The sequence below is a fragment of the Neorhizobium sp. NCHU2750 genome (genome assembly GCF_003597675.1).
Lineage (GTDB): Bacteria > Pseudomonadota > Alphaproteobacteria > Rhizobiales > Rhizobiaceae > Neorhizobium.
In genome coordinates this window covers 3,480,081-3,504,867 of sequence record NZ_CP030827.1, presented here as the reverse complement: position 1 = coordinate 3,504,867, position 24,787 = coordinate 3,480,081, and the positions used below count along the sequence as shown (strand labels likewise).

The following is a 24,787-nucleotide window of genomic DNA, read 5'->3' as shown; positions in this document are numbered from 1 at the left end:
TTCCCGTTGTTTTTGCCATGGGATCATGGAGGTCCCATTTTCAGTTGGGGCCTCTATTCCCGGTTTTTGGCCTCTTTTGCAAGAGGGTGATGTGTTTCCACCAATTGGCGAAGCCGTTCTTCCAGCACATGTGTGTATATCTGTGTGGTCGAAATGTCTGAATGTCCAAGCAGTTCCTGTACCACGCGCAGGTCTGCGCCATGCGCCAAAAGATGGCTTGCGAAAGCATGCCGCATGACGTGGGGCGAGATCGAAGAGGCCTTCAGCCCGGCGCGGGCGGCCAGTCCCTTGAGGTCGCGGGCAAAGACCTGGCGCGGCAGATAGCCGGCGCTGCCGCTGGACGGGAACAACCAAGGGCTCTCCTCGTCATCGCCTTCGGCCTTCCTTTTCGCCTCGCCATAGGACTGGAGCGCGGCGATGGCCGAGCGGGAGAGCGGCACGAGACGTTCCTTGTTGCCCTTGCCGCGGATCATCAGAAAGCGGCCATCCTGCTCCAGCACCCTGACGGGCAGTGCGACGAGTTCGCTGACGCGCATGCCCGTGGCGTAAAGCAGTTCCAGAAGCGCAAGCATGCGCAGGCGCGACAGGCTATTTTCTCCCGGCTCTGCTGCCTCCACCGCGGCACGATCCAAGAGGCGGGTGACATCTTCCTCGCTCAGGTTCTTCGGCAGGGCGCGCGCCTTTTTCGGTGCATCCAGAACCGAGGTCGGATCGTCGGTGCGCAGGCCCTCCGCATAGAGGAACTTGTAGAACTGGCGCATGGCCGAAAGGCGGCGTGCCTGCGACGTGGCGGCGAATGCGCGCCTTCCGAGATCTGCCAGATAAGCGGCAAGTGCCGGGCTATCTGCTGCAAGCGGGGTGGTCTTCCTGGTGATCAGGAACTCGTAGAGATCGTCGAGGTCGCGCCGGTAAGAAGCAAGGGTGTTTTCAGCGGCGCCACGTTCGGCGCTCAGCATTTCGAGAAAGGCCTCGATATGGGCGGCTGACAGATCTCTCATCGCGGAAACCGTTATTGTTGAGGCGGCGGATTGAGCCGTTCGGAGGGGATTCTCACCGTGATGTCGCGATCCTTCGGTTCGACCAGCACCACGAGTGCCACCATGCCGCCATAGATCACGCCGGCGATGACAGCCAGGATGAACAGGAAGCGGAAAAGTGTCGGCATGGAAAGCTCCGTATCGTTCCGGCGCACTATAGCTCTAATGGTTTACAGATTAACAAGAACTGCACGTTTGGCGTGATGCAGGGGCCTGCGTGGCTTGACGGTGCATGAACATTTGTTGATACCGTTTTTCGCGAATGGACGGCATCATGAGTGAAGAGATTACAGTCGAGCGAGAAACATTACGGGACCAGGCTCGCGCAGCGCTCGGCAACCGCAACCTGATCTTTGTCGGGTTGATGGGGGCGGGCAAATCCGTCATCGGCCGGCTGGTTGCCCAGACATTGGGCGTTTCGTTCATCGATACTGATGCCGAAATCGAATCCGTCTCGCGGATGACGATCACCGAGCTCTTTTCACAATATGGTGAGAGTGAATTCCGCGCGCTGGAAACGCGGGTGATCGAGCGGTTGCTGAAGCAGGGGCCGCGCGTGGTCTCGACCGGTGGCGGCGCGTTCATCAATGACGCGACGCGGGAACAGATCAAGCTCGGCGGCCTTTCCATCTGGCTGAAGGCAGATCTCGATACGCTGTGGGACCGGGTCAACCGGCGCGATCACCGGCCGCTGCTCAAGACGGAGAATCCGAAGCAGACGCTGGAGAACCTGATGATCCAGCGTTACCCGATCTACGAACTGGCGGATCTGACCGTTATTTCGGGCAATGTCCGCAAGGACGTGATGGTCAATGAAGTTCTGCAGGCCGTTGCCGGGCTTGCCAATGAAAGCGAAGCGCAATGACAGTTCAGACCCGTGCTCCCGAACGCCTGGTGCATGTGCCGCTCGGAGACCGGGCTTACGATATCCTGATCGGGCCGGGCCTTCTGGCGCGTGCCGGCGGCGAGATCACCTCGCGGCTGAAGGGGCGCAAGGCGGCGATCATCACCGACGAACATGTCGCACCGCTCTATCTCGAAGGATTGATGGACGGGCTGCAGACAGATGGCATCGAGGCCGTGTCGCTGACGCTGCCCGCCGGCGAAAAGACCAAGAGTTTCGATCATCTGGCCACCGTCTGCGACATGGTGCTGGCGGCGCGCATCGAGCGCAATGATGCGGTGATCGCGCTCGGTGGCGGCGTGATCGGCGACCTCGCCGGCTTTGCAGCCGGCATCGTTCGCCGCGGCGTGCGCTTCGTACAGATCCCGACTTCACTCCTGTCGCAGGTGGATTCCTCCGTCGGCGGCAAGACCGGGGTCAATTCCCGTCATGGCAAGAACCTGCTCGGCGTCTTCCACCAGCCCGATCTGGTGCTTGCCGATACGTCGGTTCTCGACACGCTGTCGGAGCGGGAGTTCCGTGCCGGTTATGCGGAAGTGGCCAAATACGGGCTGATCGACAATCCGGCCTTTTTCGAATGGCTGGAAAAGAACTGGAAAAAGGTGTTTGCCGGCGGTCCGGAACGGATCGAGGCAGTTGCCGTCAGCTGCCAGTCGAAGGCCGATGTCGTGGTCGAGGATGAGCGCGAGACCGGACGGCGGGCCTTGCTCAATCTCGGTCACACGTTCGGCCACGCGCTGGAAGCTGCCGTGCAGTATGACGGAGCACGGCTGGTGCATGGCGAGGGCGTCGCGATCGGCATGGTGCTGGCCCACGAGTTTTCCGCCCGGCTCAATCTTGCAAGCCCCGACGACGGCCGGCGCGTCGAGGCGCATCTGAAGGCGGTCGGCCTGCCGACCAGAATGAGCGACATTCCGGGCGAGCTGCCCGGTGCCGAGATGCTTCTTACCGCCATCATGCAGGACAAGAAGGTGAAGGGCGGCAAGCTGACCTTCATCCTGACCCATGGCATCGGCCAGTCCTTCGTTGCCGACGATGTGCCCTCGTCGGAAGTCCTGAGTTTCCTCACCGAAAAGCTTGCCAGATGACATCATCGGGCGGCCTTCTTTCGCGCGGCGTCAATGCGGTCATCCGCGGGCTGATGCGTGCGACGGGAACGTCGCTGGAGCACAGGACACTTGAGCTTTGCGGCCATGACAGCCTGCATGCGGCGCTCAATACGCTGCATCGCGAGGGCAATTACGGAGCCGAGGACCGCGACCGGCTGAGCGAGCTCTTCGATCTCAGCGAACTCGAAGTGTCCGACGTGATGCGCCACCGCATGGCGATGGTGGCGGTCAATGCCGAAGACCCGGCCGAAGTGATCGTGCGCACGGTGCTGGAAAGCCCCTATACGCGCATGCCGGTGTGGCGCAACTCGACCGAAAACATCATCGGCGTGATGCATGCCAAGGATCTTCTGAGGGCGCTGCTGGAGCCCGGGGCAACGCCGGCCGATGTCGACATCCTGAAAATCATGCAGAAGCCCTGGTTCGTGCCCGACAGCACCAGCCTGAAGGACCAGCTCGCGGCCTTTCTCAAGCGCAAGGTGCATTTTGCCGTCGTCGTCGATGAATATGGCGAGGTGCAGGGCATCGTGACGCTGGAGGACATCATGGAGGAGATCGTCGGCGATATTGCCGACGAGCATGATGTCGAGATCCAGGGCGTGCGCAAGGAGGCCAATGGCTCGATCGTGGTCGATGGTTCGGTGCCGATCCGCGATCTCAACCGCGCCCTCGGCTGGGACCTGCCGGATGGCGAGGCAACGACGATCGCAGGCTTGGTGATCAACGAATCCAAGCTCATCCCGGAAGAGCGGCAGGCCTTCACCTTCTACGGCAAGCGCTTCGTGGTGATGAAGCGGGAGAAGAATCGGATCACCCGGCTGAGGGTCAGGCCGGCGGGAGATACGGTGCCGGCGGCGGAGTAGTGGCGGGATTGAAATTTGGTGTAAGGCGCATCCTTTTTGTCGCTGCTATGACTAGGCAATCATGTCGACAAAGGGAAATGCGGTTGCAAATGCTTACGCGGTTCAGCAGCCAATAATGTCGATGTAGCCGGTTTCCGCTATCTGACGAATTATTCCGTCTCGGCTTATGATTGGGACTTTTTTGTATCTAGCGGTGGCGATGATGTAGCAATCTCCAGGGTCCTTGTGAGCTGTCGTTGCGATCATGCTGGCTGCCTCGAGGGCGATAGCTGGACCTATCGGCACAATTTTTGAAGATGTGGCTTCAATTGCTGCCTTGAACCAATCCTTTACCGTAAAGCCTCCTATGTCCGGAGCATTCGTTTTCTTGTTCACTGCAATAGCCAATTCCCATGCTGTGATAGGTGAAACGAAAAGCTTTCTGGCTTCCTGAGCGGCGGCTATTGCCACCAAGGCATCTTCATGGAGAGTTTCGGGCTGAGTTACGAGCCAAAATAGAGCGTGCGTATCGAGGACCGATCCGGCCAATTATTTTGCCTTCGGTTTGCGATTAGCTTTAAGCGCCTGTTTTGCTATCGGCTTGGTCAGGTCCACGCCGCGTTTGATGGCCAGTTCACTACCTTTGAGCGCGCCAGCACCTTTGACGGTAACGAACTGTCCCGTGCGCGAGTTGCGGACGGTAAAGGCTGATGATGATGTTTTGACCTGTGCCATAGCAACAAAATGAGCCCAAAAAGCTCACAGTTCAAGTCAGGCGCCGGCCAAAATATCAGCTACGGCCTTCTTCAGATTTTGCGCGTATGCTTAGCGATTCTAAGGTCGGGCACCTTGGCGCCAATCCCGATAGTTCTTATCTGAGCTTCATCGACTTTCTATCACCAGCGTGTCGGTTCTCCCGGTGCTGCGGCCTCGACCGCGAGCGCGTGGAGGCCGGCGTCGAGCTCCGGTTTCAGGAGCGCATTCACCGTCCGGTGCCGGTCGATCCGGCTCATGCCTGCAAACGCAGCCGATACTATCCTGACCCGCATATGGCTTTCGCCGTCGCCGGTCACGTTCGGTTGATGTCCAGCGTGCTGATGGCTCTCGTCGATCACGTCGAGGCGTTCGGGGGAGAGGTTCTGGCGAAGCGTGGCTTCGATACGGGTTCTGACTGACATTGCCGAATGACCTTGATGTGGATGCGAGGGACGAAAAAAGGGGAACTCAGAAACCAAGAACAAACCGGTTTGTCAATTCTTGTTCGGCTCCGTGGTGGAGCCCATAATGTGTGTCTCATGAAGCTCGATTCCAAATATTTTGACCGTATCCGGACGCGCCGGAAAAGGCAGCAAGATGCCCCGCCGCAGGCTCCGACCTGCCAATGGGACGGCTGCGACAAGCCGGGTATTCACCGGGCGCCGGTCGGACGCAATGCGGAAGGCCAGTTCTTCATGTTCTGCTTCGAGCATGTGAAGGAATATAACAAGGGCTACAACTATTTCTCAGGCCTGTCGGACAGCGAGATCGCGCGCTACCAGAAGGAAGCGATTACCGGGCATCGCCCGACCTGGACGGTCGGCGTCAACAAGGATGCCAAGGACGCACCGCTGCATTCGACGGCGCGGTCCGGTGGTGCGGGTGCCGCAGGTTCGGCCGGTGCAGCCTATGCGCAGCAGCGCTTCCGGGATCCGTTCGGCTTCGTGTCCCAGGCGCGGGCCGGTGGCGGCGGGCGCTACGAGACGCAGGGGCGCAAGCTGAAGACGCTGGAGGCGAAGGCTTTCGAGACGATGGGACTTGGCGCCAATGCCAGTTCTACCGAGATCAAGAGCCGCTACAAGGAGTTGGTCAAGAAGCACCACCCGGACGCCAATGGCGGCGACCGCGGATCGGAGGAACGTTTTCGTGCCGTGGTGCAAGCATATCAGTTGTTGAAGCAGGCGGGTTTCTGCTAAGCCTCAAAAATCAAGGCAGCGTGGATGACGGCCGGGCGGTTGCCCGTGCCCTGGAGTGATGATGAGCAAGATTGATTTGGATATTACCAACCTCCCCGACACGACCGTTTCGGTTCGGGAAGTCTTCGGCATCGATACCGATCTGATGGTTCCCGCCTACAGCAATGGTGACCCCTATGTTCCGGATCTCGACCCGGACTATCTCTTCGATCGCGACACGACGCTCGCCATTCTTGCAGGCTTTGCTCATAACCGACGCGTGATGGTGTCCGGCTTCCACGGTACCGGCAAGTCCACCCATATCGAACAGGTCGCAGCCCGTCTCAACTGGCCCTGCGTGCGCGTCAACCTCGACAGCCATGTCAGCCGTATCGACCTCGTCGGCAAGGACGCGATCGTGCTGAAGGACGGCAAGCAGATCACCGAATTCAAGGACGGCATCCTGCCCTGGGCCTACCAGCACAACGTCGCTCTCGTGTTCGACGAATATGATGCCGGTCGTCCGGACGTGATGTTCGTCATCCAGCGCGTGCTGGAATCGTCGGGTCGCCTGACGCTGCTCGACCAGAGCCGCGTCATCCGTCCTCACCCCGCCTTCCGTATTTTCGCAACGGCGAACACCGTCGGCCTCGGTGATACGACCGGCCTCTATCACGGCACGCAGCAGATCAACCAGGCGCAGATGGACCGCTGGTCGATCGTGACGACGCTGAACTACCTGCCGCATGAAAAGGAAGTCGATATCGTCGCCGCCAAGGTGAAGTCGTTCGGCGCCACCAAGGAAGGCCGCGAGACGGTTTCCAAGATGGTGCGCGTTGCCGATCTTACTCGTTCGGCCTTCATCAACGGCGACCTTTCGACCGTGATGAGCCCGCGTACGGTCATCACCTGGGCGGAAAATGCCGAGATCTTCGGCGATGTCGCTTTTGCCTTCCGCATCACCTTCCTCAACAAGTGCGATGAACTGGAACGGACCCTCGTGGCCGAACAGTACCAGCGTGCCTTCGGCGTCGAGCTGAAGGAAAGCGCTGCCAATATCGTATTGGGAGCATAACGCAGAGGAAGCGAAGCCGATGGCAGGTCGCGGAGACAATTCCAAGGGCAAGCCCGCCGGTCCGGTCGATACCGAGCCGATGCGGCGGGCGATCACCGGCTGCGTGCGGTCGATTGCCGGCAATCAAGAGGTCGAGGTTTCCTTCGCCAACGAGCGTCCGGGCCTGGCCGGCGAGCGGATTCGCCTGCCGGAGATCTCGAAGCGTCCGACGGCGCATGAGCTTGCGGTGACCCGTGGTCTCGGCGATTCCATGGCGCTCAGGATTGCCTGCCACGATACCAGCGTGCATGCGACGCTGTCGCCGCAGGGCTCGGATGCGCGCAGCGTGTTCGATGCCGTCGAGCAGGCGCGTGTCGAATCGATCGGGGCGCTGAGGATGGCCGGCGTCGCCGCCAACCTCAATTCGATGCAGGAAGAGAAATACGCCAAGGCGAATTTCTCCGGCATCGAGCGCCAGGAAGATGCGCCGATCGGCGAGGCCATCGCCATGTTGGTGCGCGAGAAGCTGACGGGCCAGAAGCCGCCGGAGAGCGCCGGGAAGGTGCTGGACCTGTGGCGCCCGTTCATCGAGGACAAGGCGACTACCGATCTCGACAACCTGAAATCCGTCATCGAAGACCAGCAGGCCTTCGCCAAGGTCGTGCGCCGCATGCTGTCGTCGATGCAGATGGCCGAGGACCTCGAGGGCGACGATCAGGAGCAGGAAGAGGTCGAGAACCAGTCGGAAGAGGATCAGCCGAGCAGCGGCGAGACCGAGAACGAAGAGGTCGAGGAAGAAGCCGGTTCCGACGCCGCGCCCGCCGAGCAGAGCGAAGCGGCCGACGAGGAGATGGACGAAGGCGAGATGGACGGCGCCGAAATGTCGGACGACGAGATGTCCGACGAGGCCGACGACCATTCCGAGACGCCCGGCGAGACGCGCCGGCCGAACAGCCCGTTCGACGATTTCAACGAGAAGGTGGATTACCACATCTTCACGGAGGCCTTCGACGAGGAAATCACCGCCGAGGAACTCTGCGACGAAGCGGAGCTCGACCGCCTGCGGGCTTTCCTCGACAAGCAGCTTGCGCATCTTCAGGGTGCCGTCGGGCGGCTTGCCAACCGGCTGCAGCGCCGCCTGATGGCGCAGCAGAACCGGTCCTGGGATTTCGATCTTGAAGAGGGCTATCTCGATCCGGCCCGTCTCGTGCGCCTGATCATCGATCCGATGCAGCCGCTTTCCTTCAAGAAGGAGCGCGACACGCAGTTCCGCGATACGGTCGTCACCCTCGTCATCGACAATTCCGGTTCGATGCGCGGTCGTCCGATCACGGTTGCCGCGTCCTGCGCCGACATTCTGGCGCGCACGCTGGAGCGTTGTGGCGTCAAGGTCGAGATCTTGGGTTTCACCACCAAGGCGTGGAAGGGCGGGCAGGCGCGCGAACAGTGGCTGGCCAGCGGCAAGCCTGCATCGCCAGGCCGCCTCAACGACCTGCGTCACATCATCTACAAGTCGGCCGATGCACCATGGCGCCGGTCGCGCCGCAATCTCGGCCTGATGATGCGCGAAGGTCTGCTGAAGGAAAACATCGACGGCGAAGCGCTGATGTGGGCGCATAACCGGCTGATCAACCGGCCGGAACAGCGCAAGATCCTGATGATGATTTCGGATGGTGCTCCGGTCGACGACTCGACGCTGTCGGTCAATCCGGGCAATTATCTGGAGCGGCACCTGCGTGCTGTCATCGAGCAGGTCGAGACCAAGTCTCCGGTGGAGCTGCTGGCGATCGGTATCGGCCATGACGTGACCCGTTACTATCGCAATGCCGTGACGATCGTCGATGCCGACGAGTTGGCCGGCGCGATGACCGAGCAGCTTGCCGAACTGTTTGCCGACAAGGCCGCAGGTGGCGGTCGCGGTAGCCGCATGCGCAGGGCCGGCTGACGCCTTTGTCCAGGCTTTTGAACCTTCTTCTGGCCGGTGTCGTCCTTGCGATGGCACCGGCCGTTGCTTTTGCGCAGGATGCTATAAAGGTGACTGCCAAGCCGATTGCCGAGTTCAAGCCGGGTTCCAGTGAGCGGGATTTCGGGCCGCTGGAGTTTATCGGCGGCATCGAATTCACCTCCACCGACGGCCGCGTGCAATCGCTTTCCAGCATCCGCTTCCGGCCGGACGGCAGGCATTTCGTGACGGTGCTCGATACGGGTAACTGGTTGAGTGGAGAGATCGAGCGGGATGCGTCCGGCCGCCTGTCGGGGCTTTCCGAAGTGGCGGTTGCCCCGATCCTGTTGCGCAGCGGGCGTCCGGGATCGAAATCGGCCTCCGATGCCGAGGGGCTGGCGCTGCGGAACGGCGAGGCCTATGTCAGTTTCGAGCAGCAGCATCGGGTGGATGCCTATCCTGATCCAGGCTTCGAGGCGTCGAAGCCGGCGCGGACCGTCGATTTTCTTCTGCCGCGGCGGGAATTGCGGCGCAATGCCGGAATGGAGACGCTGGTGCCTTCGCCGGCCGACGGCCCGCTCAAGGGCGGGCTGATCGTGGTGGCCGAGCGAAGCCTCGATGAGGAAGGCAATATGCTGGCCGCGATCATCGACGGGCCGATGCGGGGTGAATTCTCGGTGGTTCGCCATGATCCCTATGACGCGACCGACGGTGCCTTCCTGCCGAATGGCGACATGCTGCTGCTCGAGCGGCGCTTCAGCCTGTTCGGCGGCCTGGGCATGCGGATCAGGCTCATCAGGGGCGATGACATCCGGCCGGGTGCCGTGGTCGATGGCGAAGTTCTGGTCGATGCCGACGCAAGCTACGCGATCGACAATATGGAAGGCATCGACGTCATCAAGGGGGCAGACGGGTTGCCGCATGTCATCCTGGTTTCGGACGATAACGGCAATTTCTTCCAGCGCAGCGTGATGCTGGAATTTGCTTGGAAGAAATAAAAGAAGGGAGCCCGAGGCTCCCTTCGTCAAAGTCAGGCGGTCTTCGTGGCCGCTTGCGGCATCGGCTTCAAAACGCTCATCAGCGCACCATAGGGCAGCAAGAGCACGATGCCGACGACGATCTTCACCACCAGGTCGCCAAGCGCCCAGGAGAGCCAGCGCGGCGCCTCCGTGGCGAAGACGCCCAATATCGGCGACCAGCCGATGGCAAAGTCTTCATTGGCGCCGAGGAAGGCGAAGACGGGCGCAAAGGCGAGCGAGAAGAACAGCGTCGTGTCGAGTGCCGAGCCGATGAGCGAGCCGGCAAGCGGTGCCTGCCACCAGGTCTGGCGGCGAAGCCGGTTGAACACGGAAATGTCGAGCAGCTGGCCGATCAGGTATGCGGTTCCCGAAGCTATCGCGATGCGCGGTGCGGATGCCCAGAGCGACAGGGCAACGCCGAGGAAGAAGCCGACGAACACGACGCGGCGTGCGACCTTCGGTCCGAACTGGCGGTTGGTCAGGTCGGTGACAAGGAAGGCGAAGGGATAGGTGAAGGCGCCCCAGGTCAGAAGATCGCCAAGCGCGATGCCGACCAGGGTCCCGTTGACCGGGAACTGCACGAGGAAGTTCGAGGCGACGACGACGGCCGCCATGGCCAGAGCATAGAGGGAAGTGTAGCGTAAAGCTTGCATTTTTTTATCCTGGGGTATGCCACCAGTTGCGTTTAGCCAAAGAGAAAAGGCTTGTCCGGGTTCAACCGGTCAAGCCTTCTCCAAAGCCGGTGAAGTCGAGGAAGGCGCTATTAAGCGGCTTCTGCAGTCTTCTTGGCGATCTGGCGACGCAGCAGGCGGGCGCGCATCGACAGTTCGTTTTCATCAGACTTCAAGAGGAAGGCATCAAGGCCGCCGCGGTGTTCAACCGAACGCAGGGCATGCGCGGAAACACGCAGACGGAAGCGCTGGCCGAGAGCGTCGGAGATCAGCGTGACCTGGCACAGGTTCGGCAGGAACCGACGACGGGTCTTGTTGTTGGCATGGCTGACGTTGTTGCCGGTCATTACGCCCTTGCCGGTCAGTTCGCATACACGAGACATGGCATTCACCTTTATTTTCTTCTGCAATCGGAGGCTCATCCGGACAATGTCCGGCACGCCGATCCAACTGGTCCTGATTGGAAAGTTGCGGTTCTATAGTCAGTGGGGCCGCGCGCGTCAAGCCAAAACCTTGGCAATCGATAGGCTTTGCACCGAAGGCCGCAGTAAGCTTGGCTATTTTCTTGCCATGATGCGCGTCTTATATCCCACAAGACGATATTCCAACACGTGCAGGCAGCCCATGTTTCACATCATCCGCCCGCTTGCGGGAATTGCCCTGTTGCTCTCTCTGTCCCTGGCCGCGAGCGCCGTGCCGGCCCTGTCTGCGGATATCACGCAGGTGACCGAGTACGACATCACGCTCGGCATATTGCCGATCGGGACCGCCAAGTTTTCCAGCGAGTTTGATGGCAACGACTACAAGATCAACGGCATCTTCCAGTCGGGCGGCATCGTCAACGTCATCAAGAAGGTTTCGGCGGAGACGAATGTCGCGGGGCGGATCAGCGGCGACCGGCTGCAGGCGGACCGTTACAATCTGGTCTACAAGCTCGGCAAGCGCACCCGCATCTACGACGTCATCTACCAGAACGGCAACGTGACCGACACGACGATCAAGCCGCCGCCGCGCCGCAACCCCGACAACTGGATCCCGGTGGCGCCCGGCGACCTGAAGTCGGTGCTCGATCCGTTGAGCGGGCTTATCTTTCCTGCCGGCGCGAAGATCTGCTCCGGCCGGGTGCCGGTCTATGACGGCGAGTCGCGCATGGACCTCGTCTTGAAGCAGGAGGGAACCAAGCCCTACGAGACAAAAGGGTTCAAGGGCGAGGTGACCGTCTGCTCGGTGCGCTACGAGCCGAAATCCGGATATCGCAAGGGCCGATCCGATATCGAGTATCTCAGGCAGACGCCGATGGAAGTGTGGTTTGCCAAAGGCGATGATGCCACGGTATATGCGCCCATCTATGCCCGCATCCCGACGAGGATGGGACCGCTCTACATTACCGCCGCACGCTATGGCGAGTGATCGGCCGGCCCCGGACAGGCGGACCATGAGGGCCTGACAGACGGTGCAAGAGGGGCAGGCGTGAGGGTAAAGGGTACTTTGATCGGCTTTGCGGCGATCCTGATGTGGTCGCTTCTGGCGCTGATGACGGCCGCGTCCGGCCGCGTTCCACCATTCCAGATGAATGCGATGACCTTTGCGATCGGCAGCTTGCCCGGTCTGATCCTGCTTTCGCTGAGGCCGGAACGGATCCGATTGCTGCGGCAGCCGGCCAAGGTGTGGATCACCGGGATTGCCGGCCTGTTCGGTTATCACTTCCTCTATTTCACGGCATTGCGGAACGCGCCGGCCGTCGAGGCGGGATTGATCGCCTATCTGTGGCCGCTTTTGATCGTCATCGGCTCGGCGCTTCTGCCGGGGGAAAGGCTGCGCTGGTATCATGTCGCTGGCGCGCTTGCCGGGCTTTGCGGCACGGTGACGATCGTCTCGCGCAACGGGGTTTCGTTCGATCAGTCCTATCTCGTGGGTTACGGCGCAGCCCTTCTCTGTGCCTTCTCATGGGCCGCCTATTCGCTGATGACGCGCAGTTTCGAGCGGGTTTCGACGGATGTGGTGACCGGATTTTGCCTCGCGACATCGCTTCTGTCGCTCGTCTGCCATATGGCGCTCGAGACGACGGTCTGGCCGGCCAGTGGCGGGGAATGGATGGCGGTGGTCGGCCTTGGCCTGTTGCCGGTGGGTGCTGCTTTCTACGCCTGGGATTACGGGGTGAAGAACGGCGATATCCAGGTGATCGGCGCGGCGAGCTATGCGGCACCGCTGCTCTCGACCCTCGTCCTGCTGCTCACCGGATTTGCTGAGCCAAGCTGGCGTATTCTCATTGCCTGCATGCTGATTACCGGTGGGGCGCTGCTGGCGGCGAAGGAGATGATCCGGATGAGATCGGGGACGGCTGTTGCGGAATAATCACCGAACTGCTATCTAGGGTTGCGAGTTTTTGGTCTGCCGTTATGCTTGGGTGCATTGTTTCACTTGGCCTGTTTTAGCATGTCGCTCATCCAAAATGAACAAACGAGATATCTCGCTAATGCCTTCGACCGGGCATCTACATCCTGCTTGACCGTGGGCGTCTTCGCTCCCATCGCTGCGGCACTCTACACATCCGCAGGCAGCCAAGCCGGTGCACTGCAATTCATCGGGGCTGTATTATCTTGGCTTTTTGCCGCTGCCATGTTACATTTATCTGGCAATTTCGTCCTTCGGAGGCTTCAATGACAAGCCTGCAGATATTCGCATTCTACATACTGCCGCTCTGCATTGCAGCAGGTGGTTCACTTTATGCCTATCTCTGGATACGCAATTTCGACCGTAAGCACGGCAAGCCGCCGCGCGATTGATCTCGCGCCGTTTCAGCCCGGCTGCCAGCCGGGCTCAGCCATTTCGAAGCTTGAGAATTCAAAAGCCGGGGCTACGGTGCAGCCGACCAGCGTATAGGCGCCGAGCGGTTCGGCCGCCTGCCAGGCATTGGCCGGGACAACTGCCTGCGGCCGCTCGCCGGTCGCGAAGTCGACGCCGAGGCGGATCTCGTTGACTGTAGTGCCATCGGAAATTTTCAACAGCAGCGGATCACCGGCATAGTAGTGCCAGACCTCGGCGGCATCGCGGACCCGGTGCCAGTGCGAGCGCTCGCCCGCCTGAAGAAGATAATAGATGGCGGTCGATGCGCCACGGGTTCTGCCGTCGCCATCGCGGAACATCTCGACGAACCAGCCGCCCTCCGGGTGGCGCTGCATGCCGAGCGTGACGATGATTTGATCGGCGGTTTGCCTTGATGATCCGGCCGCCATCGGTTCAGAACTCGTCCTTGCGCTTGCGGATTTCGGCGAAGACTTCCTCGTTTGTTCTGCTTTCCATCACGAGGTTGCGGCGGATGGCCGGGTCGTTTGCGCGCAGGAAGGGGTTGGTTTCCTTTTCCAGCCCCATCATGGTCGGAATGGTGAAGCCGCCGGCTGCCCGTATTTCCTCGATCTCGGCCGCGCGCCGCTTCAAGGCTTCGTTGCCGGGATCGATGGTCAGGGCGAAACGGGCATTGGACAGCGTGTATTCGTGGCCGAAATAAATGGCAGTCTCGTCGGGAAGCACGGCAAGCTTCTGCAGCGAATGCCACATATCGGCTGCCGGGCGTTCGAACAGGCGGCCGCAGCCGAGCGCAAACAGCGTGTCGGCGGCAAACAGGATCTTGTCCTCGGGGAAATGGAAGCAGATATGCCCTGCGGTGTGACCGGGCGTCTCGATCACACGAACCGGATGATCGCCGAACAGGAATTCGTCGCCATCGGCAACGCTGCGGTCTAGACCGGGAATGGCGACCGCCTCGTTGATCGGGCCGATGATCTCCAATCCGTAGCGCTCTTTGAGCGCGAGGTTCGCCTCCACATGGTCGGTGTGGTGGTGGGTGGTGAAAATGTGGGTTATCTTCCAGCCGCGGCGGGTGGCGGCCTCGACGATCGGTTTTTCCTCCGGCGCATCGATCGAAGCGGTCAGGCCACTTTCCGGATCGTGAACAAGAACGCCGAAATTATCGGTTCGGCAGGGAAAAACTTCGATTTCGAGAGGCTTCATCAGGATGCACCTATTGCTCTATGTCTTTTGCGGAACAATGTAGAGGCAGGGGCATCCAAGTCCAACCTTAGAACACGAGCATTTGCGTTTTGTCTGTCGATATTGTTGACCTTCGAGAATTCTACCATTCCTCGCTCGGCCGTCTGGCCGAACAGTCTATCGCCATGGCGCTCGCCTCGCTCTGGGCCCGGCTGCCGGAGGAGCGTCTCGTCGGGCTCGGTTACGCCATCCCCTATCTCGACCGTTTTCGTGCCGACACGGAGCGGACGTTCGCCTTCATGCCGGCAGGGCAGGGTGCGGTGAACTGGCCGGTCGGCGAACTGTCTTCGACCGCGCTCGTCTTCGATGAGGAACTGCCGGTGCCCGATGCCTCGATCGACCGGGTGCTGATGGTGCATTCGCTAGAATTTGCCGAGAACCCGCGGGAGAGCCTGAAGGAGATCTGGCGCATTCTGGCGCCGGGTGGGCGGCTCGTCATCGTCGTGCCGAACCGGCGCGGGGTGTGGGCGCGCATGGAGCATACGCCCTTTGGTTCCGGTCGCCCCTATTCCCGAAGCCAGCTGACGACATTGCTGCGCGAGACGAACTTCACCCCTGGTGCTGCGGCTGAAGCCCTGTTCTTTCCGCCGTCGAGAGTGCGTGCGGTGCTGCGAGCCCGGAATGTCTTCGAGCGAATGGGACGTCGTTTCTGGCCGCTGTTCTCGGGCGTTCTCATCATCGAGGCGCAGAAACGTCTCTATCAGGGCCTGCCGGTTGCAGCCCGCGCGTCGCGTCGTGTTTTCGTACCGGTTCTGGCACCCCAGGGCGTGCGGTCCATGCGGTCGCAATAGTTTCTCTATCGCAGCGTGTCGACCGCGCTCACCACTCGACAAAGGCCGCATTCGGCTTTAATCCCACTCACACCCCCTGCCAGAGCAGGCATTTCCGAGAAGGTTGATCCGATGAGCATCGTTGTGAGTGAGCCCGTTCCGCGTCCAGGCATTCTGGATATCGCCGCCTATGTGCCCGGCAAGGAACATGCTCCGGGCGTCGCTCGTGTGTTCAAGCTTTCCTCCAACGAGACCCCGCTCGGCGCAAGCCCGAAGGCCATCGAGGCTTTCCGCCAGTCGGCCGGCCATCTTGAGCTCTATCCTGACGGGCAGGCGCTGGCACTGCGCGAGGCGATCGCCTCGGTGCACGGGCTCAACGTCGCCAACATCATGTGCGGCAACGGTTCCGACGAACTGCTTGGTCTACTGTGTCACGTCTATCTTGGCGCGGGCGACGAGGCGATCATCACCCAGCACGGCTTCCTCGTTTACAAGATCCAGATCATGGGCGCCGGCGCCAAGGCTGTCGAAGTGCCGGAGAAGGAATACACGGTCGATGTCGACGCGATCCTCGGCGCGGTGACGGAGAAGACCAAGCTCGTCTTCATCGCCAATCCGGGCAATCCGACCGGGACCTATGTGCCGGTTGCCGATATCCGCCGCCTGCATGCCGGCCTGCCGAAGAATGTCATCCTCGTTCTCGACGCCGCCTATGCCGAATATGTGCGCAAGAGCGACTACGAGGCGGGTGTCGAACTCGTTTCGCAGAACAAGAATGTCGTGATGTGCCGCACCTTCTCCAAGGCTTACGGTCTTGCCGCATTGCGTATCGGCTGGATGTACGGCCCGGCCGGCATTCTCGATGCGCTGAACCGCGTGCGTGGTCCGTTCAACATGAATGCGCCGGCGATCGCTGCCGGTGCTGCCGCCATGCGCGATCAGGATTTCATCGTCGAGGCCGTCGAACACAATACGCTGTGGCTCGACAAGCTCAACCATGCGTTCGAGGCGATCGGTCTCAAGGTCACGCCTTCGGTCACCAATTTCGTGCTGATCCACTTCCCCGATGTCGATGGCAAGCGGGCACCGGATGCCGATGAATTCCTGACGAGCCGCGGCTATATCCTGCGGGCGGTTAAGGGCTACGGCTTGCCGAACGCGCTCAGGATGACCGTTGGCTCGGAAGAGGCTAATCGCGGCGTCATCGAGGCGCTCGGCGAGTTCATGGGACGGAAATGATGAGCGACGTGCATTTCGAGCGGATCGCGCTGATCGGTATCGGCCTGATCGGCTCCTCGATCGCCCGCGACGTCAAGCAGCTCGGGCTGGCGAAACATGTGGTCGTCTCGACGCGCAGCGAAGAAACGCTGAAACGGGCGGAAGAGCTGGAGCTCGGCACCGAGTATACGGTGTCGGCCGCCGATGCGGTGAGGGATGCCGATCTCGTCATCGTCTCGGTGCCGGTCGGCGCTTCGGAAGCGGTTGCCCAGCAGATTGCCGGCTCGCTGAAGCCCGGCGCGATTGTCACCGATGTCGGCTCGACCAAGGCATCGGTCATCGCGCAGATGGCGCCGCACATGCCGGACAACGTTCATTTCATTCCGGGCCATCCGCTGGCGGGTACGGAAAAATCCGGTCCGGATGCAGGCTTTGCGGGGCTTTTCCGCGATCGCTGGTGCATCTTCACGCCGCTGCCGGATACCGATCCCGGTGCGCTCGATCGACTCAAGGCGTTCTGGATGGCGCTCGGCTCGCGCATCGACGAGATGGACCCGCAGCACCATGACAAGGTTCTGGCGATCGTCTCGCACCTGCCTCACATCATCGCCTATAATATCGTCGGCACGGCGGACGATCTCGGCACTGTGACAGAATCGGAAGTCATCAAATATTCGGCTTCCGGCTTTCGCGACTTTACCCGTCTGGCGGCATCCGACCCCACCATGTGGCGGGATGTCTGCCTGCACAACAAGGATGCGATCCTGGAAATGCTGTCGCGGTTTTCCGAGGATCTTGCCTATCTGCAGCGGGCGATCCGCTGGGGCGAGGGCGACAAGCTGTTCGAACTCTTCACCCGCACAAGGGCGATCCGCCGCTCCATCGTCCAGGCGGGTCAGGATGTGGATGCGCCGGATTTCGGCCGCCACGCGCTGGATGCGAAGAAATAACCCAGCTTTCGAAATGGTATCCGAAGCCGGTTGCGGCTTCGGTTCTCCTATCGTTCAGACGGGCGGGATTTCGCCGATCGGGATCAGGCCGCCGGCAAATACCTTGCCGCGGCGGATGGTGATGTCGAGCGAGGCCTTCGATCCGCCGCCGAGCGCCTGAAGCATGTTCGCCGCCGTGCCGATCGTCGATTGAAGATCCGGGAAGGCGGCCGTCAGGCTCTTTTGCCAGGCCGGAATGTCTTCCATCCTCAGCTTCAGCTTGCCCGACATGCGGCCCTGATCATCGAAGGAAAAGGGGCCGGATAGGGTCAGTACCTGGCCCTGGCCGAGATCCGCCTTGAATTCGCGCAACCGCCCCTGTGAGCCGCGCAGTGCAAGGCCGCCACGGTCGCTGCCGTCGAGCACACCGGCGCGGTTTTCGAAGTTGACACTGATGCTGGTGGTCGTCGGCGGAAGAAGCTGCGGCAGGCCCTTGGCCGTCGTCGTGGCGTTCTCAAGGGCGATCGAGGCGTTGAGATCGGCACCATCCTGGCGAAGCTTGATCTCGGCCTGATCGGCCGCGATGTCGAATGTCTGGCCGGTTGCCGAGGAGACGATGGTCGTCTTCGGCTTTTCCAGCGTCATCGTGCTACGCTCGATGCCCTTCAGCTTGGTGATGAGATTGGACTTCAGCAGTAGCCAGCTGGTCGATACCGTCAGGCCGTTGCTGGTGCGGATCTCGGAGGGCGAATCGAGTTCCCAGAAGATGTGCTTGGGATTGTAGACGTGGGTCCACGAGCGCAGGGCGCCGAAGCTTGCGGAAATACCGTTGACGTTGTCATCGACGTCCACCCGGGTGCAGTAGAGCCCGATCTGGAAGGGGAAGCCGCGGTATTCGGCATCGTCGCAGGAGGCCGAGATGCCGGCATCCGAGCGACTGCCGAGAAGAAGCAGGGTTTTCTCCCGCAATATCGAGGCCGTATAGAACCAGCCTGCCGTATAAAGCGCGATAACGACGACGACGGTACCAGCAATCCACCATATTGCCTTGCTGGTGCCGGTTCGGCTTGACGCTGCCATCATGTTCTCCCATTGGTGCCGCTCAAGAACAGGCGATGCATGGCGTGCGATATGGACGATTTTTGGGTCTTTGGCTACGGATCACTGATGTGGAATCCGGGTTTCCCCTATGTTGAGCGGCAGGCGGCGCGTGTCCACGGATTTCGCCGCTCGCTCTGCATCTGGTCCACCGCGCATCGCGGCACCGAGGAAAATCCTGGTCTCGTCATGGGGCTCGATCGTGGAGGTTCCTGCCGGGGCGTGGCGTTTCGGGTGGCGGCGGAAGAGCGCGACGATGCGCTGGATTACCTGCGCAAGCGGGAATTGATCACCAATGTCTATCTGGAAAGGATCCTGCCGATCGGCTTGCCGGACGGACGGCGGGTGAAGGCCGTGGCCTATGTCGTCGATCGGAACCATGTTCAATATGCCGGCAGCCTCGATGTCGAAGAAGCCGCCAAAATCGTGCTCAGGTCACACGGCCAGTCAGGCCCCAATGACGCTTATGTGATCAACACCGTTGCCCATCTGAAGAAAATGGGCATTCGCGATTTGTGGCTGGAAGCCGTGGCAGACGCGGTGAGTAAGGCGGAAGGCCGTCAGTCCGCCGACTGAGCCTTGAGTTCGGCGAGCCGCTTGACGGCCGTCGGCGGCAGCGGCAGGTGCGGATTGGCCTTCACCGTCTCGACCAGCAGTTCGTCGCTCGCCTTTTCGAGAACGTCGATCAGGTGGGCGTAGAAGGCGTCAGGATCCATGCCGGGCTGAATTGCCGGCAGGATGCGGACCTTGAAATGGCCCGGATGCTTGATGAGCTTGCGGCGACCCCAGAACAAGCCCCAATGGGCGACCACCGGCACGACAGGCACCTTCACGTCGCGATAGATGCGGGCGATGCCGTAGCGGTATTCGGGTTCGGCGCCCGGTGCGCGGCGGGTGCCTTCCGGGTAGATGATGAGCTGGCGGCCGGCGGCCATTTCCTCGCGGGTGCGCTTCATCACCTCGATCATCACCTTGCCGCGAGCGCCGCGATTGACCGGGATCATCTTCTGCTTGGCCGCATACCAGCCGAAGAGCGGGATCCACATCAGTTCGCGCTTCAGGATATAGACCGGGTCGCGCTGGTAGGGCAGAAGCGCCACGGTATCCCAGGCCGATTGATGCTTGGGGGCGAAGATACAGCCGCCTTCGGGCACGTTTTCAAGGCCCTCGATCTCGAACGTCGCCCCGACGATCTTTGCCATCAGCCAGTTGCAGGATGCGGCCCATGCTTTGGGGATCGCATAGGCAGGCTTGCGCGGCATGACGAAATAGATCGGCGAGAGCACGATCATGCGGGCGATGGTGTTGAGATAGAAGGCGGTGTTGAACAGCACCGAGCGCAGCAGAAGCATGTTGGCGTCCTCTTGAACAGGCGTTGCCTACACGAGATTTCCGCCGGAAAAAAGAGGTCTTGCCCGACTGCAGGGCAAGAGGGTCAGGAGTCGGTCGCCTGTTTTTCCTTCTGTTCTTCCTCATCGGTGCGCAGCCCGCTCCAGCGCTCGAAGCCGAGCCAGTCGCGGAAAGCGGACAGGACCACCTTGGCATATTCGCCCAGCATGGTGCGCAGCGTATCCGGCTCGGTAAACCAGGCACGGCGGGTTAGATCTGCGGTGATGACCGGATAGGGGATGAATTGCGTGACCGGATCGACCCGGCGCAGCTCATGCAGGCTGCGCAGCATGTGGTAATTGTTGGTGACGACGAGTACGGACTTGTAATCGTGATCGTGGATCCAGCGGGCAATCTCATTGGCATTGCCGATCGTGTCGATGGCGTCATAGCCGATATCGACGCAACACTTGAAGAGGTCCGCCGACCCTTGGGTGGTCCTGCGGATCTGGGTCGGCGTGGTCGAGGGATGGGCGCCGGAAATCAGGAGCCGCTTGCCGGCACCGTCCCGCAGCAGGCCGACGGCCTGCTCGATGCGCAGGTAGCCGCCGGTCAGGACCACGATCGCGTCAGCCTTCACGCCGTCGGGCGCGCGCAGCGAGGAGACCGAATCGGCGAACCAGAGGAAGCCGCCGACGAGGATGGCTATGCCGATGAAAGCCAGGAGAACGAGGCGCCTGGCGAAACGCCGCAGCAGGCTGTGGCGCGACAATAGCCAGAATCCTCGCCGACCCGGAGGGCGGTCTTCAGACGTCCAGCGATTGCTCCGGCCGAATCTCATGGTCCGTCATTAGTCGCAGATTAAGGCAAAGCATAGTCCCGCAAACGATATCGGGAATATGACCGATTGTCATGATGGCGGCAGGCCATCCGATCTCGATGGGTCGGAGCGCACCAGGTCTATTTCGTCGATCGTGCGCATCACGGTGAAGCGGGCGGTCACGGTGGTCAGCAGGGCGATGATCAGCATGGTGGCGAAGATGCCGAGATAGCCGCTCCAGTCGATGGTGAAGGAGCCGAAAAGTGCCGTCGCCTGATCGCTCTCCGGCGTGGCGCGGAAATTCGATTGCCAGAGGCTTGCCGTGGCAAACAGAAGTGCTGCGAGCACGCTGCCGATCGCCGATCCCTTCAGGCTGATCTTGAGGAAATGCTTCTGGAATTCCTTGGCGATGAAGGTGCGTTCCGCGCCGACGAAATGCAGCACCTCGACAATGTGCCTGTTGCCGGAAAGCGCGCCGCGGGTGGCGAAGATGACGGTGAGGATCATGGCGGTAAAGACGAGGATCAGCACGCCTGTGCCGATCCAGACCGTCGTGCGTGCCATGGAGACGAGGCGGTCGACCCAGGTGCGGTGATCATCGAGAAAGGCCTGCGGCACTTCCGATTTCAACAGGTCGCGCATGGCGGCGAAATCCGGCGGATTGCTTTCGTCGATGGTGACGATGATGAGGCGGGGCACCGGCAGGTCGTCGAGTTTCAGGTCGGAACCGAGCCAGGGCTCGAGCAGTCTCGCGGTTGCCTCGTCATCCATGATCGTGCCGGATTTGGTGCCGACGAAGCTCAGCGCGATATCTTTCGCCTTCTGCAGCGCGGCATTCATGTCTAGCCCGTCGGACGGCTTGATCTGGATGGTGATCTCGCGGGAAATCTGGCTCTGCCAGCCGGCCGCCGTGGCGCGCACCATGCTGACGGCGCCAAGCGTCAGACAGGCGAGGAAGGCCATGATTGCGATGACGACCATCAGGGCGTTGCCCTGGATGTTCGACGGCGGCAGGATCGGGCCCGTGGGGCGCACGCGCATGGGTGCACGGCGCGGTGAGCCCTCGCCGCCGCCGGCCTGTTGCGTGTCATCCTGAAGCGCTGGCTGCTTCACTCGGCCTGCCTCATTCATAGATGTCGAGCCGCCCTTCGGTCAGGATCATCCGTCGCGCATCGACCTGATCCATCAGCGCGAGATCGTGGGTGGCAATGACCACGGCCGTGCCGAGGCGATTGAGTTCGAGAAAGAGGCTCAGCAACCGGCGCGCCATCGGCGGATCGACGTTACCTGTCGGTTCGTCGGCAAGCAATATTTCCGGCCGGTCCATCAGGGCGCGGGCGATCGCCGCACGCTGCTTCTCGCCGCCGGACAGGACTGCCGGCAGGACATTGATGCGCTCGCCGAGGCCGACCCATTTCAACAGGTCGATCACATCATTGCGATAGGAGGCCTCATCCTTGCCGCGGACGCGCAAGGGCAGGGCGACGTTCTCGTAGGTCGTCAGATGATCGAGAAGGCGGAAATCCTGGAAGACGATGCCGACGCGGCGGCGCAGCATCGGGAATTCGCCGCGCGGGATCTGCGAAAGATCGCGGCCGAACATGCGGATGATGCCGCGGGTCGGATTGAGCGACATGAACAGAAGGCGCAGCAGGCTCGTCTTGCCGGCGCCCGAAGGCCCGGTGAGGAACTGGAAGGAACGTTTCGGAATGTCGAACGTCATATCCCGAAGAATTTCCGGGCCCATGCCGTAACGCAGACCAACATTTTCGAAATGGATCACCGGAGACCTTGTCCTGGCATTTGCAACGCTAGCGAACGGCTATCTTCTTAACGCCGCGCGTAAACGAAAGGTAAATCAAGCAGTCAAAAGCACGATTTTCTGGTCGGATTTGGAAAGCGTTAACCATATTAGTTTACGACTGGCGGGAACTTGTTTCAATGCCCGACCTCTTCACGCTTGATTCATGGGATCGAAGCGGCCCCGGCGAGGCGGACGGAGAGAGCGCGATGGGCACCTACCACGACCGCCAGCAGGCCAGCGCCAAGGCCGTGATCGACATTCTCCCGCCCGAAGAGGCGAGGGGGAAGGTTCTGCATTTCCGCCGGCCGGTAGACGTCGTCGATGCCGAGTTCGAAACGGTGCGTGACAGGTCCTCCCAATATCGGGCGCCGCAGGATGGAACGGTGCATGCCTTCCGAAGCCGCCAGCGCGCCGAGGTTTCTGCCGTCGCGGCCCGCAAGCCGGCTTCCGCCGGTCTTGCGAGCGGTCTTGGAAGCGGTTTGGCCGGCTTGATCGAGACCAAGCTTCTCAAGATGCCGGCCGACATGTTCATCGCCACGGTCGCAGTGGCGGTCGTTGCCGTGTTCATGCTGTTCGGCGGCTTTTCGCTGATCCCGGGCACCAAGCCCGTGCCGCCGGCCCAGCCGATCGACATCACCCATGTGACGATGACGCCGCAGGATGCCAATGGCATGCGGGTGTTGCTGATCAACGGCATCGTCGAGAACCGCACGCATGGAAAGCTCGCCATGCCGGTGATCCGCGCCGACCTCGTCTCCGGCAACACGGTGGTCGCGACCACGCTGATTTCCACGGCTGCCGCACAGATCGGTGGCGGGCAAAGCTATGGGTTTTCGGCCCGTGTGCCCCATCCCGGTGGAAAACTTCCGGATTTGCGACTGTCGCTGGTGCCGCGCGGCGCCTAGCTCCTTTCTCTGATACTGTCTCTCGTGCTATCGCCCATGCTTTGAGAGACATGCAGGAGAGCCTCATGCCCATCGTGCGCGGCAAGCAGATAGACCCGCTTTTCACCGCAGAGCAGATCGCGGAACGTAACCACGCCATCGCGGCCGAGATCGCGGCCGGCCCGGTGAAAGACCTGCTGGTCATCGCGATCCTCAAGGGCTCGTTCATCTTCGCCGCCGATCTCATCCGGGCGCTGCATGAAACCGGGCTTGCGCCGGAAGTCGAGTTCATCACGCTGTCGAGCTACGGCACGGGCACGGTGTCGCAGGGCGTTCGCATCGTGAAAGATATCGACAGCGATGTGCATGGCCGCGACGTCCTCCTGATCGATGATATTCTCGAATCCGGCCGGACGCTGAAATTTGCCAAGGAACTGCTCTACGAGCGCGGTGCCCGCAACGTGACGATCGCCGTCCTGCTCGACAAGAGCGTCAAGCGCAAGGAAGAACTGGAAGCCGATTATGTCGGTTTCGAATGCCCGGATTATTTCGTCGTCGGCTATGGCATGGATGCGGCCTATGCCTTCCGTGAACTGCCTTTCGTCGGCGTGGTCAAGGGCGATGCCTGAGGCTCAAGGACGGCGGCCGGGTACAGGAATTAGCCCGGTTGCGGTCGCAAGGCGTTAACCATCCGAGGCCGCGGTAGGGGTGGCGTTTACTCCTCGAAAAGGAAAGTCTGGTCATTTGCTCCCGAAATGAAACAGAGGGAGCGATGATCGCTATGGCCAGAATCCTGATTACCGAAGACGAGGAATCCCTTCGCCGCTTCGTTGCCCGCGCGCTGCGCCTGGATGGCCATGAGACGTTTGAAGCCGGTGACGGCGCCGAGGGCCTGGAGCGGCTCGACGAAGGCTCCTACGACCTGCTTTTATCCGACATCCGCATGCCGGTGATGGACGGGATCGAGCTTGCCCATCAGGCTTCTGCCCGTTTTCCCGAGATGAAGATCCTGCTGATGACCGGCTATGCCGAACAGCGGGAACGTGCCGACGATCTCGCCGCCAAGATCGTCGATGTCGTGCCGAAGCCATTCGCGCTGCCGGATATCCGCAAGGCCGTCGCCATGGCGCTTGCAGGGGCGACCAGCCGGGCGGCGTGAGGTTTTCGGTCTCTTAAAGACATTATCCCCTCTCTTGCGATTTCTAACACTTAGCCTTTGGCTAAGATGTTGAAATCGCTTTCTCTCCCGCAAGGGGAGAGATGCCGAGGAGGCTTGCTCGGTGCGCTACCTCTCCCCCTGCGGGAGAGGCTTTGGAGCGTTGGACGAAGTCCAAAAATCGATAAAGTCGATTTTAGCGAACAAAGGCCGGAGCGCG

Annotated in this window: 30 protein-coding genes and 1 pseudogene; 17 read left to right on the top strand and 14 right to left on the bottom strand. The window is 61.1% G+C overall.

What is annotated here, in order from left to right:
• Nucleotides 1-53 precede the first annotated feature (53 nt).
• Both xerD and NCHU2750_RS16990 read right to left on the bottom strand, forming a co-directional pair.
• A complete protein-coding gene (gene xerD / locus NCHU2750_RS16995) occupies nt 54-998 on the bottom strand; it encodes a site-specific tyrosine recombinase XerD (RefSeq protein WP_119941580.1) in 945 nt (314 codons plus the stop codon).
• Nucleotides 999-1,009: 11 nt separating this feature from the next.
• Entirely contained in the window at nt 1,010-1,165 is a 156-nt protein-coding gene (locus NCHU2750_RS16990) for a hypothetical protein (RefSeq protein WP_119941579.1), read from the bottom strand.
• A gap of 146 nt (nt 1,166-1,311) precedes the next feature.
• Between NCHU2750_RS16990 and NCHU2750_RS16985 the strand changes: the two genes are divergently transcribed.
• The 3 genes and pseudogenes from NCHU2750_RS16985 to NCHU2750_RS16975 form a co-directional block, all read left to right on the top strand.
• Complete coding sequence (locus tag NCHU2750_RS16985; protein WP_119943458.1) at nt 1,312-1,902, top strand: shikimate kinase; 591 nt, start codon at nt 1,312-1,314, stop codon at nt 1,900-1,902.
• Nucleotides 1,899-3,029, top strand: a complete 1,131-nt coding sequence (gene aroB / locus NCHU2750_RS16980; protein ID WP_119941578.1) for a 3-dehydroquinate synthase — start codon at nt 1,899-1,901, stop codon at nt 3,027-3,029. The genes NCHU2750_RS16985 and aroB overlap by 4 nt, the downstream gene beginning before the upstream one ends.
• A 128-nt stretch (nt 3,030-3,157) precedes the next feature.
• Nucleotides 3,158-3,913: pseudogene (locus NCHU2750_RS16975) on the top strand (transporter associated domain-containing protein); the annotation flags it as partial.
• A gap of 102 nt (nt 3,914-4,015) precedes the next feature.
• On the opposite strand, the gene NCHU2750_RS16970 reads toward NCHU2750_RS16975, so the two are convergent.
• The 3 genes from NCHU2750_RS16970 to NCHU2750_RS16965 all read right to left on the bottom strand — a co-directional run bounded on the left by NCHU2750_RS16970 (nt 4,016) and on the right by NCHU2750_RS16965 (nt 5,070).
• Nucleotides 4,016-4,441: a type II toxin-antitoxin system VapC family toxin gene (locus tag NCHU2750_RS16970; protein ID WP_119941576.1), complete on the bottom strand. Its 426-nt coding sequence runs from the start codon at nt 4,439-4,441 to the stop codon at nt 4,016-4,018.
• The gene (locus NCHU2750_RS30600; protein ID WP_162939665.1) at nt 4,442-4,627 is read right to left on the bottom strand and encodes a hypothetical protein; all 186 of its coding nucleotides are present in this window, start codon (nt 4,625-4,627) and stop codon (nt 4,442-4,444) included.
• A 161-nt stretch (nt 4,628-4,788) separates the two neighbouring features.
• Nucleotides 4,789-5,070: a BolA family protein gene (locus tag NCHU2750_RS16965; RefSeq protein WP_119941575.1), complete on the bottom strand. Its 282-nt coding sequence runs from the start codon at nt 5,068-5,070 to the stop codon at nt 4,789-4,791.
• Nucleotides 5,071-5,187: 117 nt separating this feature from the next.
• On the opposite strand from NCHU2750_RS16965, the gene NCHU2750_RS16960 reads away from it, so the two are divergent.
• From NCHU2750_RS16960 to NCHU2750_RS16945, 4 genes are all read left to right on the top strand, one after another.
• On the top strand, nt 5,188-5,844 hold the full coding sequence (locus tag NCHU2750_RS16960) for a J domain-containing protein (RefSeq protein WP_119941574.1): 657 nt from the start codon (nt 5,188-5,190) through the stop codon (nt 5,842-5,844).
• Nucleotides 5,845-5,905: 61 nt separating this feature from the next.
• Nucleotides 5,906-6,898 carry a cobaltochelatase subunit CobS gene (gene cobS, locus NCHU2750_RS16955; protein WP_119943456.1) on the top strand — a complete coding sequence of 331 codons (993 nt, stop codon included), beginning with the start codon at nt 5,906-5,908 and terminating at the stop codon, nt 6,896-6,898.
• Between the two features lie 19 nt (nt 6,899-6,917).
• Nucleotides 6,918-8,822, top strand: coding sequence for a cobaltochelatase subunit CobT (cobT, locus tag NCHU2750_RS16950; protein ID WP_119941573.1), 1,905 nt, complete (start codon nt 6,918-6,920; stop codon nt 8,820-8,822).
• A gap of 50 nt (nt 8,823-8,872) precedes the next feature.
• On the top strand, nt 8,873-9,817 hold the full coding sequence (locus NCHU2750_RS16945) for an esterase-like activity of phytase family protein (protein ID WP_119943454.1): 945 nt from the start codon (nt 8,873-8,875) through the stop codon (nt 9,815-9,817).
• Between the two features lie 32 nt (nt 9,818-9,849).
• Here the strand turns inward: NCHU2750_RS16945 and NCHU2750_RS16940 are convergent, their stop codons facing one another.
• Together NCHU2750_RS16940 and rpmB are read right to left on the bottom strand one after the other, a co-directional pair.
• Nucleotides 9,850-10,491 (bottom strand): queuosine precursor transporter, encoded by a 642-nt coding sequence (locus NCHU2750_RS16940; protein WP_119941572.1) that lies wholly within the window; start codon nt 10,489-10,491, stop codon nt 9,850-9,852.
• 110 nt (nt 10,492-10,601) lie between these two features.
• Nucleotides 10,602-10,892: a 50S ribosomal protein L28 gene (rpmB, locus tag NCHU2750_RS16935; RefSeq protein ID WP_119943452.1), complete on the bottom strand. Its 291-nt coding sequence runs from the start codon at nt 10,890-10,892 to the stop codon at nt 10,602-10,604.
• A gap of 241 nt (nt 10,893-11,133) precedes the next feature.
• Between rpmB and NCHU2750_RS16930 the strand changes: the two genes are divergently transcribed.
• The 3 genes from NCHU2750_RS16930 to NCHU2750_RS31175 all read left to right on the top strand — a co-directional run bounded on the left by NCHU2750_RS16930 (nt 11,134) and on the right by NCHU2750_RS31175 (nt 13,295).
• A complete protein-coding gene (locus NCHU2750_RS16930) occupies nt 11,134-11,919 on the top strand; it encodes a DUF3108 domain-containing protein (protein WP_119943450.1) in 786 nt (261 codons plus the stop codon).
• Nucleotides 11,920-11,979: 60 nt separating this feature from the next.
• Complete coding sequence (yddG, locus tag NCHU2750_RS16925) at nt 11,980-12,864, top strand: aromatic amino acid exporter YddG (RefSeq protein WP_119941571.1); 885 nt, start codon at nt 11,980-11,982, stop codon at nt 12,862-12,864.
• Nucleotides 12,865-13,169: 305 nt separating this feature from the next.
• A complete protein-coding gene (locus tag NCHU2750_RS31175; RefSeq protein ID WP_256377689.1) occupies nt 13,170-13,295 on the top strand; it encodes a hypothetical protein in 126 nt (41 codons plus the stop codon).
• 12 nt (nt 13,296-13,307) lie between these two features.
• Here the strand turns inward: NCHU2750_RS31175 and NCHU2750_RS16915 are convergent, their stop codons facing one another.
• Both NCHU2750_RS16915 and gloB read right to left on the bottom strand, forming a co-directional pair.
• A complete protein-coding gene (locus NCHU2750_RS16915) occupies nt 13,308-13,745 on the bottom strand; it encodes a cupin domain-containing protein (protein ID WP_119941570.1) in 438 nt (145 codons plus the stop codon).
• 4 nt (nt 13,746-13,749) lie between these two features.
• The gene (gene gloB / locus NCHU2750_RS16910) at nt 13,750-14,520 is read right to left on the bottom strand and encodes a hydroxyacylglutathione hydrolase (RefSeq protein ID WP_119941569.1); all 771 of its coding nucleotides are present in this window, start codon (nt 14,518-14,520) and stop codon (nt 13,750-13,752) included.
• Nucleotides 14,521-14,609: 89 nt separating this feature from the next.
• Here gloB and NCHU2750_RS16905 point away from each other — a divergent pair, with 89 nt between their 5' ends.
• The 3 genes from NCHU2750_RS16905 to NCHU2750_RS16895 all read left to right on the top strand — a co-directional run bounded on the left by NCHU2750_RS16905 (nt 14,610) and on the right by NCHU2750_RS16895 (nt 17,497).
• Complete coding sequence (locus NCHU2750_RS16905) at nt 14,610-15,350, top strand: class I SAM-dependent methyltransferase (RefSeq protein ID WP_119941568.1); 741 nt, start codon at nt 14,610-14,612, stop codon at nt 15,348-15,350.
• A gap of 111 nt (nt 15,351-15,461) precedes the next feature.
• Nucleotides 15,462-16,568 carry a histidinol-phosphate transaminase gene (hisC, locus tag NCHU2750_RS16900; protein WP_119941567.1) on the top strand — a complete coding sequence of 369 codons (1,107 nt, stop codon included), beginning with the start codon at nt 15,462-15,464 and terminating at the stop codon, nt 16,566-16,568.
• Nucleotides 16,568-17,497 carry a prephenate/arogenate dehydrogenase family protein gene (locus NCHU2750_RS16895; protein ID WP_119941566.1) on the top strand — a complete coding sequence of 310 codons (930 nt, stop codon included), beginning with the start codon at nt 16,568-16,570 and terminating at the stop codon, nt 17,495-17,497. Before hisC ends, NCHU2750_RS16895 begins: the two co-directional genes overlap by 1 nt.
• 54 nt (nt 17,498-17,551) lie before the next feature.
• Here the strand turns inward: NCHU2750_RS16895 and NCHU2750_RS16890 are convergent, their stop codons facing one another.
• Entirely contained in the window at nt 17,552-18,559 is a 1,008-nt protein-coding gene (locus NCHU2750_RS16890) for a DUF2125 domain-containing protein (RefSeq protein WP_245480272.1), read from the bottom strand.
• A gap of 48 nt (nt 18,560-18,607) precedes the next feature.
• On the opposite strand from NCHU2750_RS16890, the gene NCHU2750_RS16885 reads away from it, so the two are divergent.
• Nucleotides 18,608-19,150 carry a gamma-glutamylcyclotransferase gene (locus NCHU2750_RS16885; RefSeq protein ID WP_119941564.1) on the top strand — a complete coding sequence of 181 codons (543 nt, stop codon included), beginning with the start codon at nt 18,608-18,610 and terminating at the stop codon, nt 19,148-19,150.
• Here NCHU2750_RS16885 and NCHU2750_RS16880 read toward each other — a convergent pair.
• The 4 genes from NCHU2750_RS16880 to ftsE all read right to left on the bottom strand — a co-directional run bounded on the left by NCHU2750_RS16880 (nt 19,135) and on the right by ftsE (nt 22,506).
• Nucleotides 19,135-19,926 carry a lysophospholipid acyltransferase family protein gene (locus NCHU2750_RS16880; protein ID WP_119941563.1) on the bottom strand — a complete coding sequence of 264 codons (792 nt, stop codon included), beginning with the start codon at nt 19,924-19,926 and terminating at the stop codon, nt 19,135-19,137. The genes NCHU2750_RS16885 and NCHU2750_RS16880 overlap by 16 nt on opposite strands.
• Nucleotides 19,927-20,009: 83 nt before the next feature.
• A complete protein-coding gene (locus NCHU2750_RS16875; RefSeq protein ID WP_119941562.1) occupies nt 20,010-20,744 on the bottom strand; it encodes a YdcF family protein in 735 nt (244 codons plus the stop codon).
• A gap of 69 nt (nt 20,745-20,813) precedes the next feature.
• Nucleotides 20,814-21,764 (bottom strand): cell division protein FtsX, encoded by a 951-nt coding sequence (locus tag NCHU2750_RS16870; RefSeq protein ID WP_119943446.1) that lies wholly within the window; start codon nt 21,762-21,764, stop codon nt 20,814-20,816.
• A gap of 82 nt (nt 21,765-21,846) precedes the next feature.
• A complete protein-coding gene (gene ftsE, locus NCHU2750_RS16865) occupies nt 21,847-22,506 on the bottom strand; it encodes a cell division ATP-binding protein FtsE (protein ID WP_119941561.1) in 660 nt (219 codons plus the stop codon).
• Between the two features lie 158 nt (nt 22,507-22,664).
• Between ftsE and NCHU2750_RS16860 the strand changes: the two genes are divergently transcribed.
• The 3 genes from NCHU2750_RS16860 (at nt 22,665) to NCHU2750_RS16850 (ending at nt 24,570) form a co-directional block, all read left to right on the top strand.
• Nucleotides 22,665-23,432 (top strand): hypothetical protein, encoded by a 768-nt coding sequence (locus NCHU2750_RS16860; protein WP_162939664.1) that lies wholly within the window; start codon nt 22,665-22,667, stop codon nt 23,430-23,432.
• A 65-nt stretch (nt 23,433-23,497) separates the two neighbouring features.
• A complete protein-coding gene (gene hpt / locus NCHU2750_RS16855; RefSeq protein ID WP_119941559.1) occupies nt 23,498-24,040 on the top strand; it encodes a hypoxanthine phosphoribosyltransferase in 543 nt (180 codons plus the stop codon).
• A 152-nt stretch (nt 24,041-24,192) separates the two neighbouring features.
• On the top strand, nt 24,193-24,570 hold the full coding sequence (locus tag NCHU2750_RS16850; RefSeq protein WP_119943444.1) for a response regulator: 378 nt from the start codon (nt 24,193-24,195) through the stop codon (nt 24,568-24,570).
• Nucleotides 24,571-24,787 lie beyond the last annotated feature (217 nt).

Coding starts and splice junctions, on each gene's coding strand:
- NCHU2750_RS16940 (WP_119941572.1), bottom strand. CDS start 10,491: ATGCAAGCTTTACGCTACACTTCCCTCTATGCTCTGGCCATGGCGGCC.
- NCHU2750_RS16960 (WP_119941574.1), top strand. CDS start 5,188: ATGAAGCTCGATTCCAAATATTTTGACCGTATCCGGACGCGCCGGAAA.
- aroB (WP_119941578.1), top strand. CDS start 1,899: ATGACAGTTCAGACCCGTGCTCCCGAACGCCTGGTGCATGTGCCGCTC.
- NCHU2750_RS31175 (WP_256377689.1), top strand. CDS start 13,170: ATGACAAGCCTGCAGATATTCGCATTCTACATACTGCCGCTCTGCATT.
- NCHU2750_RS16875 (WP_119941562.1), bottom strand. CDS start 20,744: ATGAGATTCGGCCGGAGCAATCGCTGGACGTCTGAAGACCGCCCTCCG.
- gloB (WP_119941569.1), bottom strand. CDS start 14,520: ATGAAGCCTCTCGAAATCGAAGTTTTTCCCTGCCGAACCGATAATTTC.
- hpt (WP_119941559.1), top strand. CDS start 23,498: ATGCCCATCGTGCGCGGCAAGCAGATAGACCCGCTTTTCACCGCAGAG.
- NCHU2750_RS16945 (WP_119943454.1), top strand. CDS start 8,873: ATGGCACCGGCCGTTGCTTTTGCGCAGGATGCTATAAAGGTGACTGCC.
- hisC (WP_119941567.1), top strand. CDS start 15,462: ATGAGCATCGTTGTGAGTGAGCCCGTTCCGCGTCCAGGCATTCTGGAT.
- NCHU2750_RS16990 (WP_119941579.1), bottom strand. CDS start 1,165: ATGCCGACACTTTTCCGCTTCCTGTTCATCCTGGCTGTCATCGCCGGC.
- NCHU2750_RS16880 (WP_119941563.1), bottom strand. CDS start 19,926: ATGCTTCTGCTGCGCTCGGTGCTGTTCAACACCGCCTTCTATCTCAAC.
- rpmB (WP_119943452.1), bottom strand. CDS start 10,892: ATGTCTCGTGTATGCGAACTGACCGGCAAGGGCGTAATGACCGGCAAC.
- NCHU2750_RS16850 (WP_119943444.1), top strand. CDS start 24,193: ATGGCCAGAATCCTGATTACCGAAGACGAGGAATCCCTTCGCCGCTTC.
- cobS (WP_119943456.1), top strand. CDS start 5,906: ATGAGCAAGATTGATTTGGATATTACCAACCTCCCCGACACGACCGTT.
- NCHU2750_RS16915 (WP_119941570.1), bottom strand. CDS start 13,745: ATGGCGGCCGGATCATCAAGGCAAACCGCCGATCAAATCATCGTCACG.
- NCHU2750_RS16870 (WP_119943446.1), bottom strand. CDS start 21,764: ATGCGCGTGCGCCCCACGGGCCCGATCCTGCCGCCGTCGAACATCCAG.
- xerD (WP_119941580.1), bottom strand. CDS start 998: ATGAGAGATCTGTCAGCCGCCCATATCGAGGCCTTTCTCGAAATGCTG.
- NCHU2750_RS16885 (WP_119941564.1), top strand. CDS start 18,608: ATGGACGATTTTTGGGTCTTTGGCTACGGATCACTGATGTGGAATCCG.
- NCHU2750_RS16860 (WP_162939664.1), top strand. CDS start 22,665: ATGCCCGACCTCTTCACGCTTGATTCATGGGATCGAAGCGGCCCCGGC.
- NCHU2750_RS30600 (WP_162939665.1), bottom strand. CDS start 4,627: ATGGCACAGGTCAAAACATCATCATCAGCCTTTACCGTCCGCAACTCG.
- cobT (WP_119941573.1), top strand. CDS start 6,918: ATGGCAGGTCGCGGAGACAATTCCAAGGGCAAGCCCGCCGGTCCGGTC.
- NCHU2750_RS16895 (WP_119941566.1), top strand. CDS start 16,568: ATGAGCGACGTGCATTTCGAGCGGATCGCGCTGATCGGTATCGGCCTG.
- NCHU2750_RS16890 (WP_245480272.1), bottom strand. CDS start 18,559: ATGATGGCAGCGTCAAGCCGAACCGGCACCAGCAAGGCAATATGGTGG.
- NCHU2750_RS16985 (WP_119943458.1), top strand. CDS start 1,312: ATGAGTGAAGAGATTACAGTCGAGCGAGAAACATTACGGGACCAGGCT.
- NCHU2750_RS16965 (WP_119941575.1), bottom strand. CDS start 5,070: ATGTCAGTCAGAACCCGTATCGAAGCCACGCTTCGCCAGAACCTCTCC.
- NCHU2750_RS16930 (WP_119943450.1), top strand. CDS start 11,134: ATGTTTCACATCATCCGCCCGCTTGCGGGAATTGCCCTGTTGCTCTCT.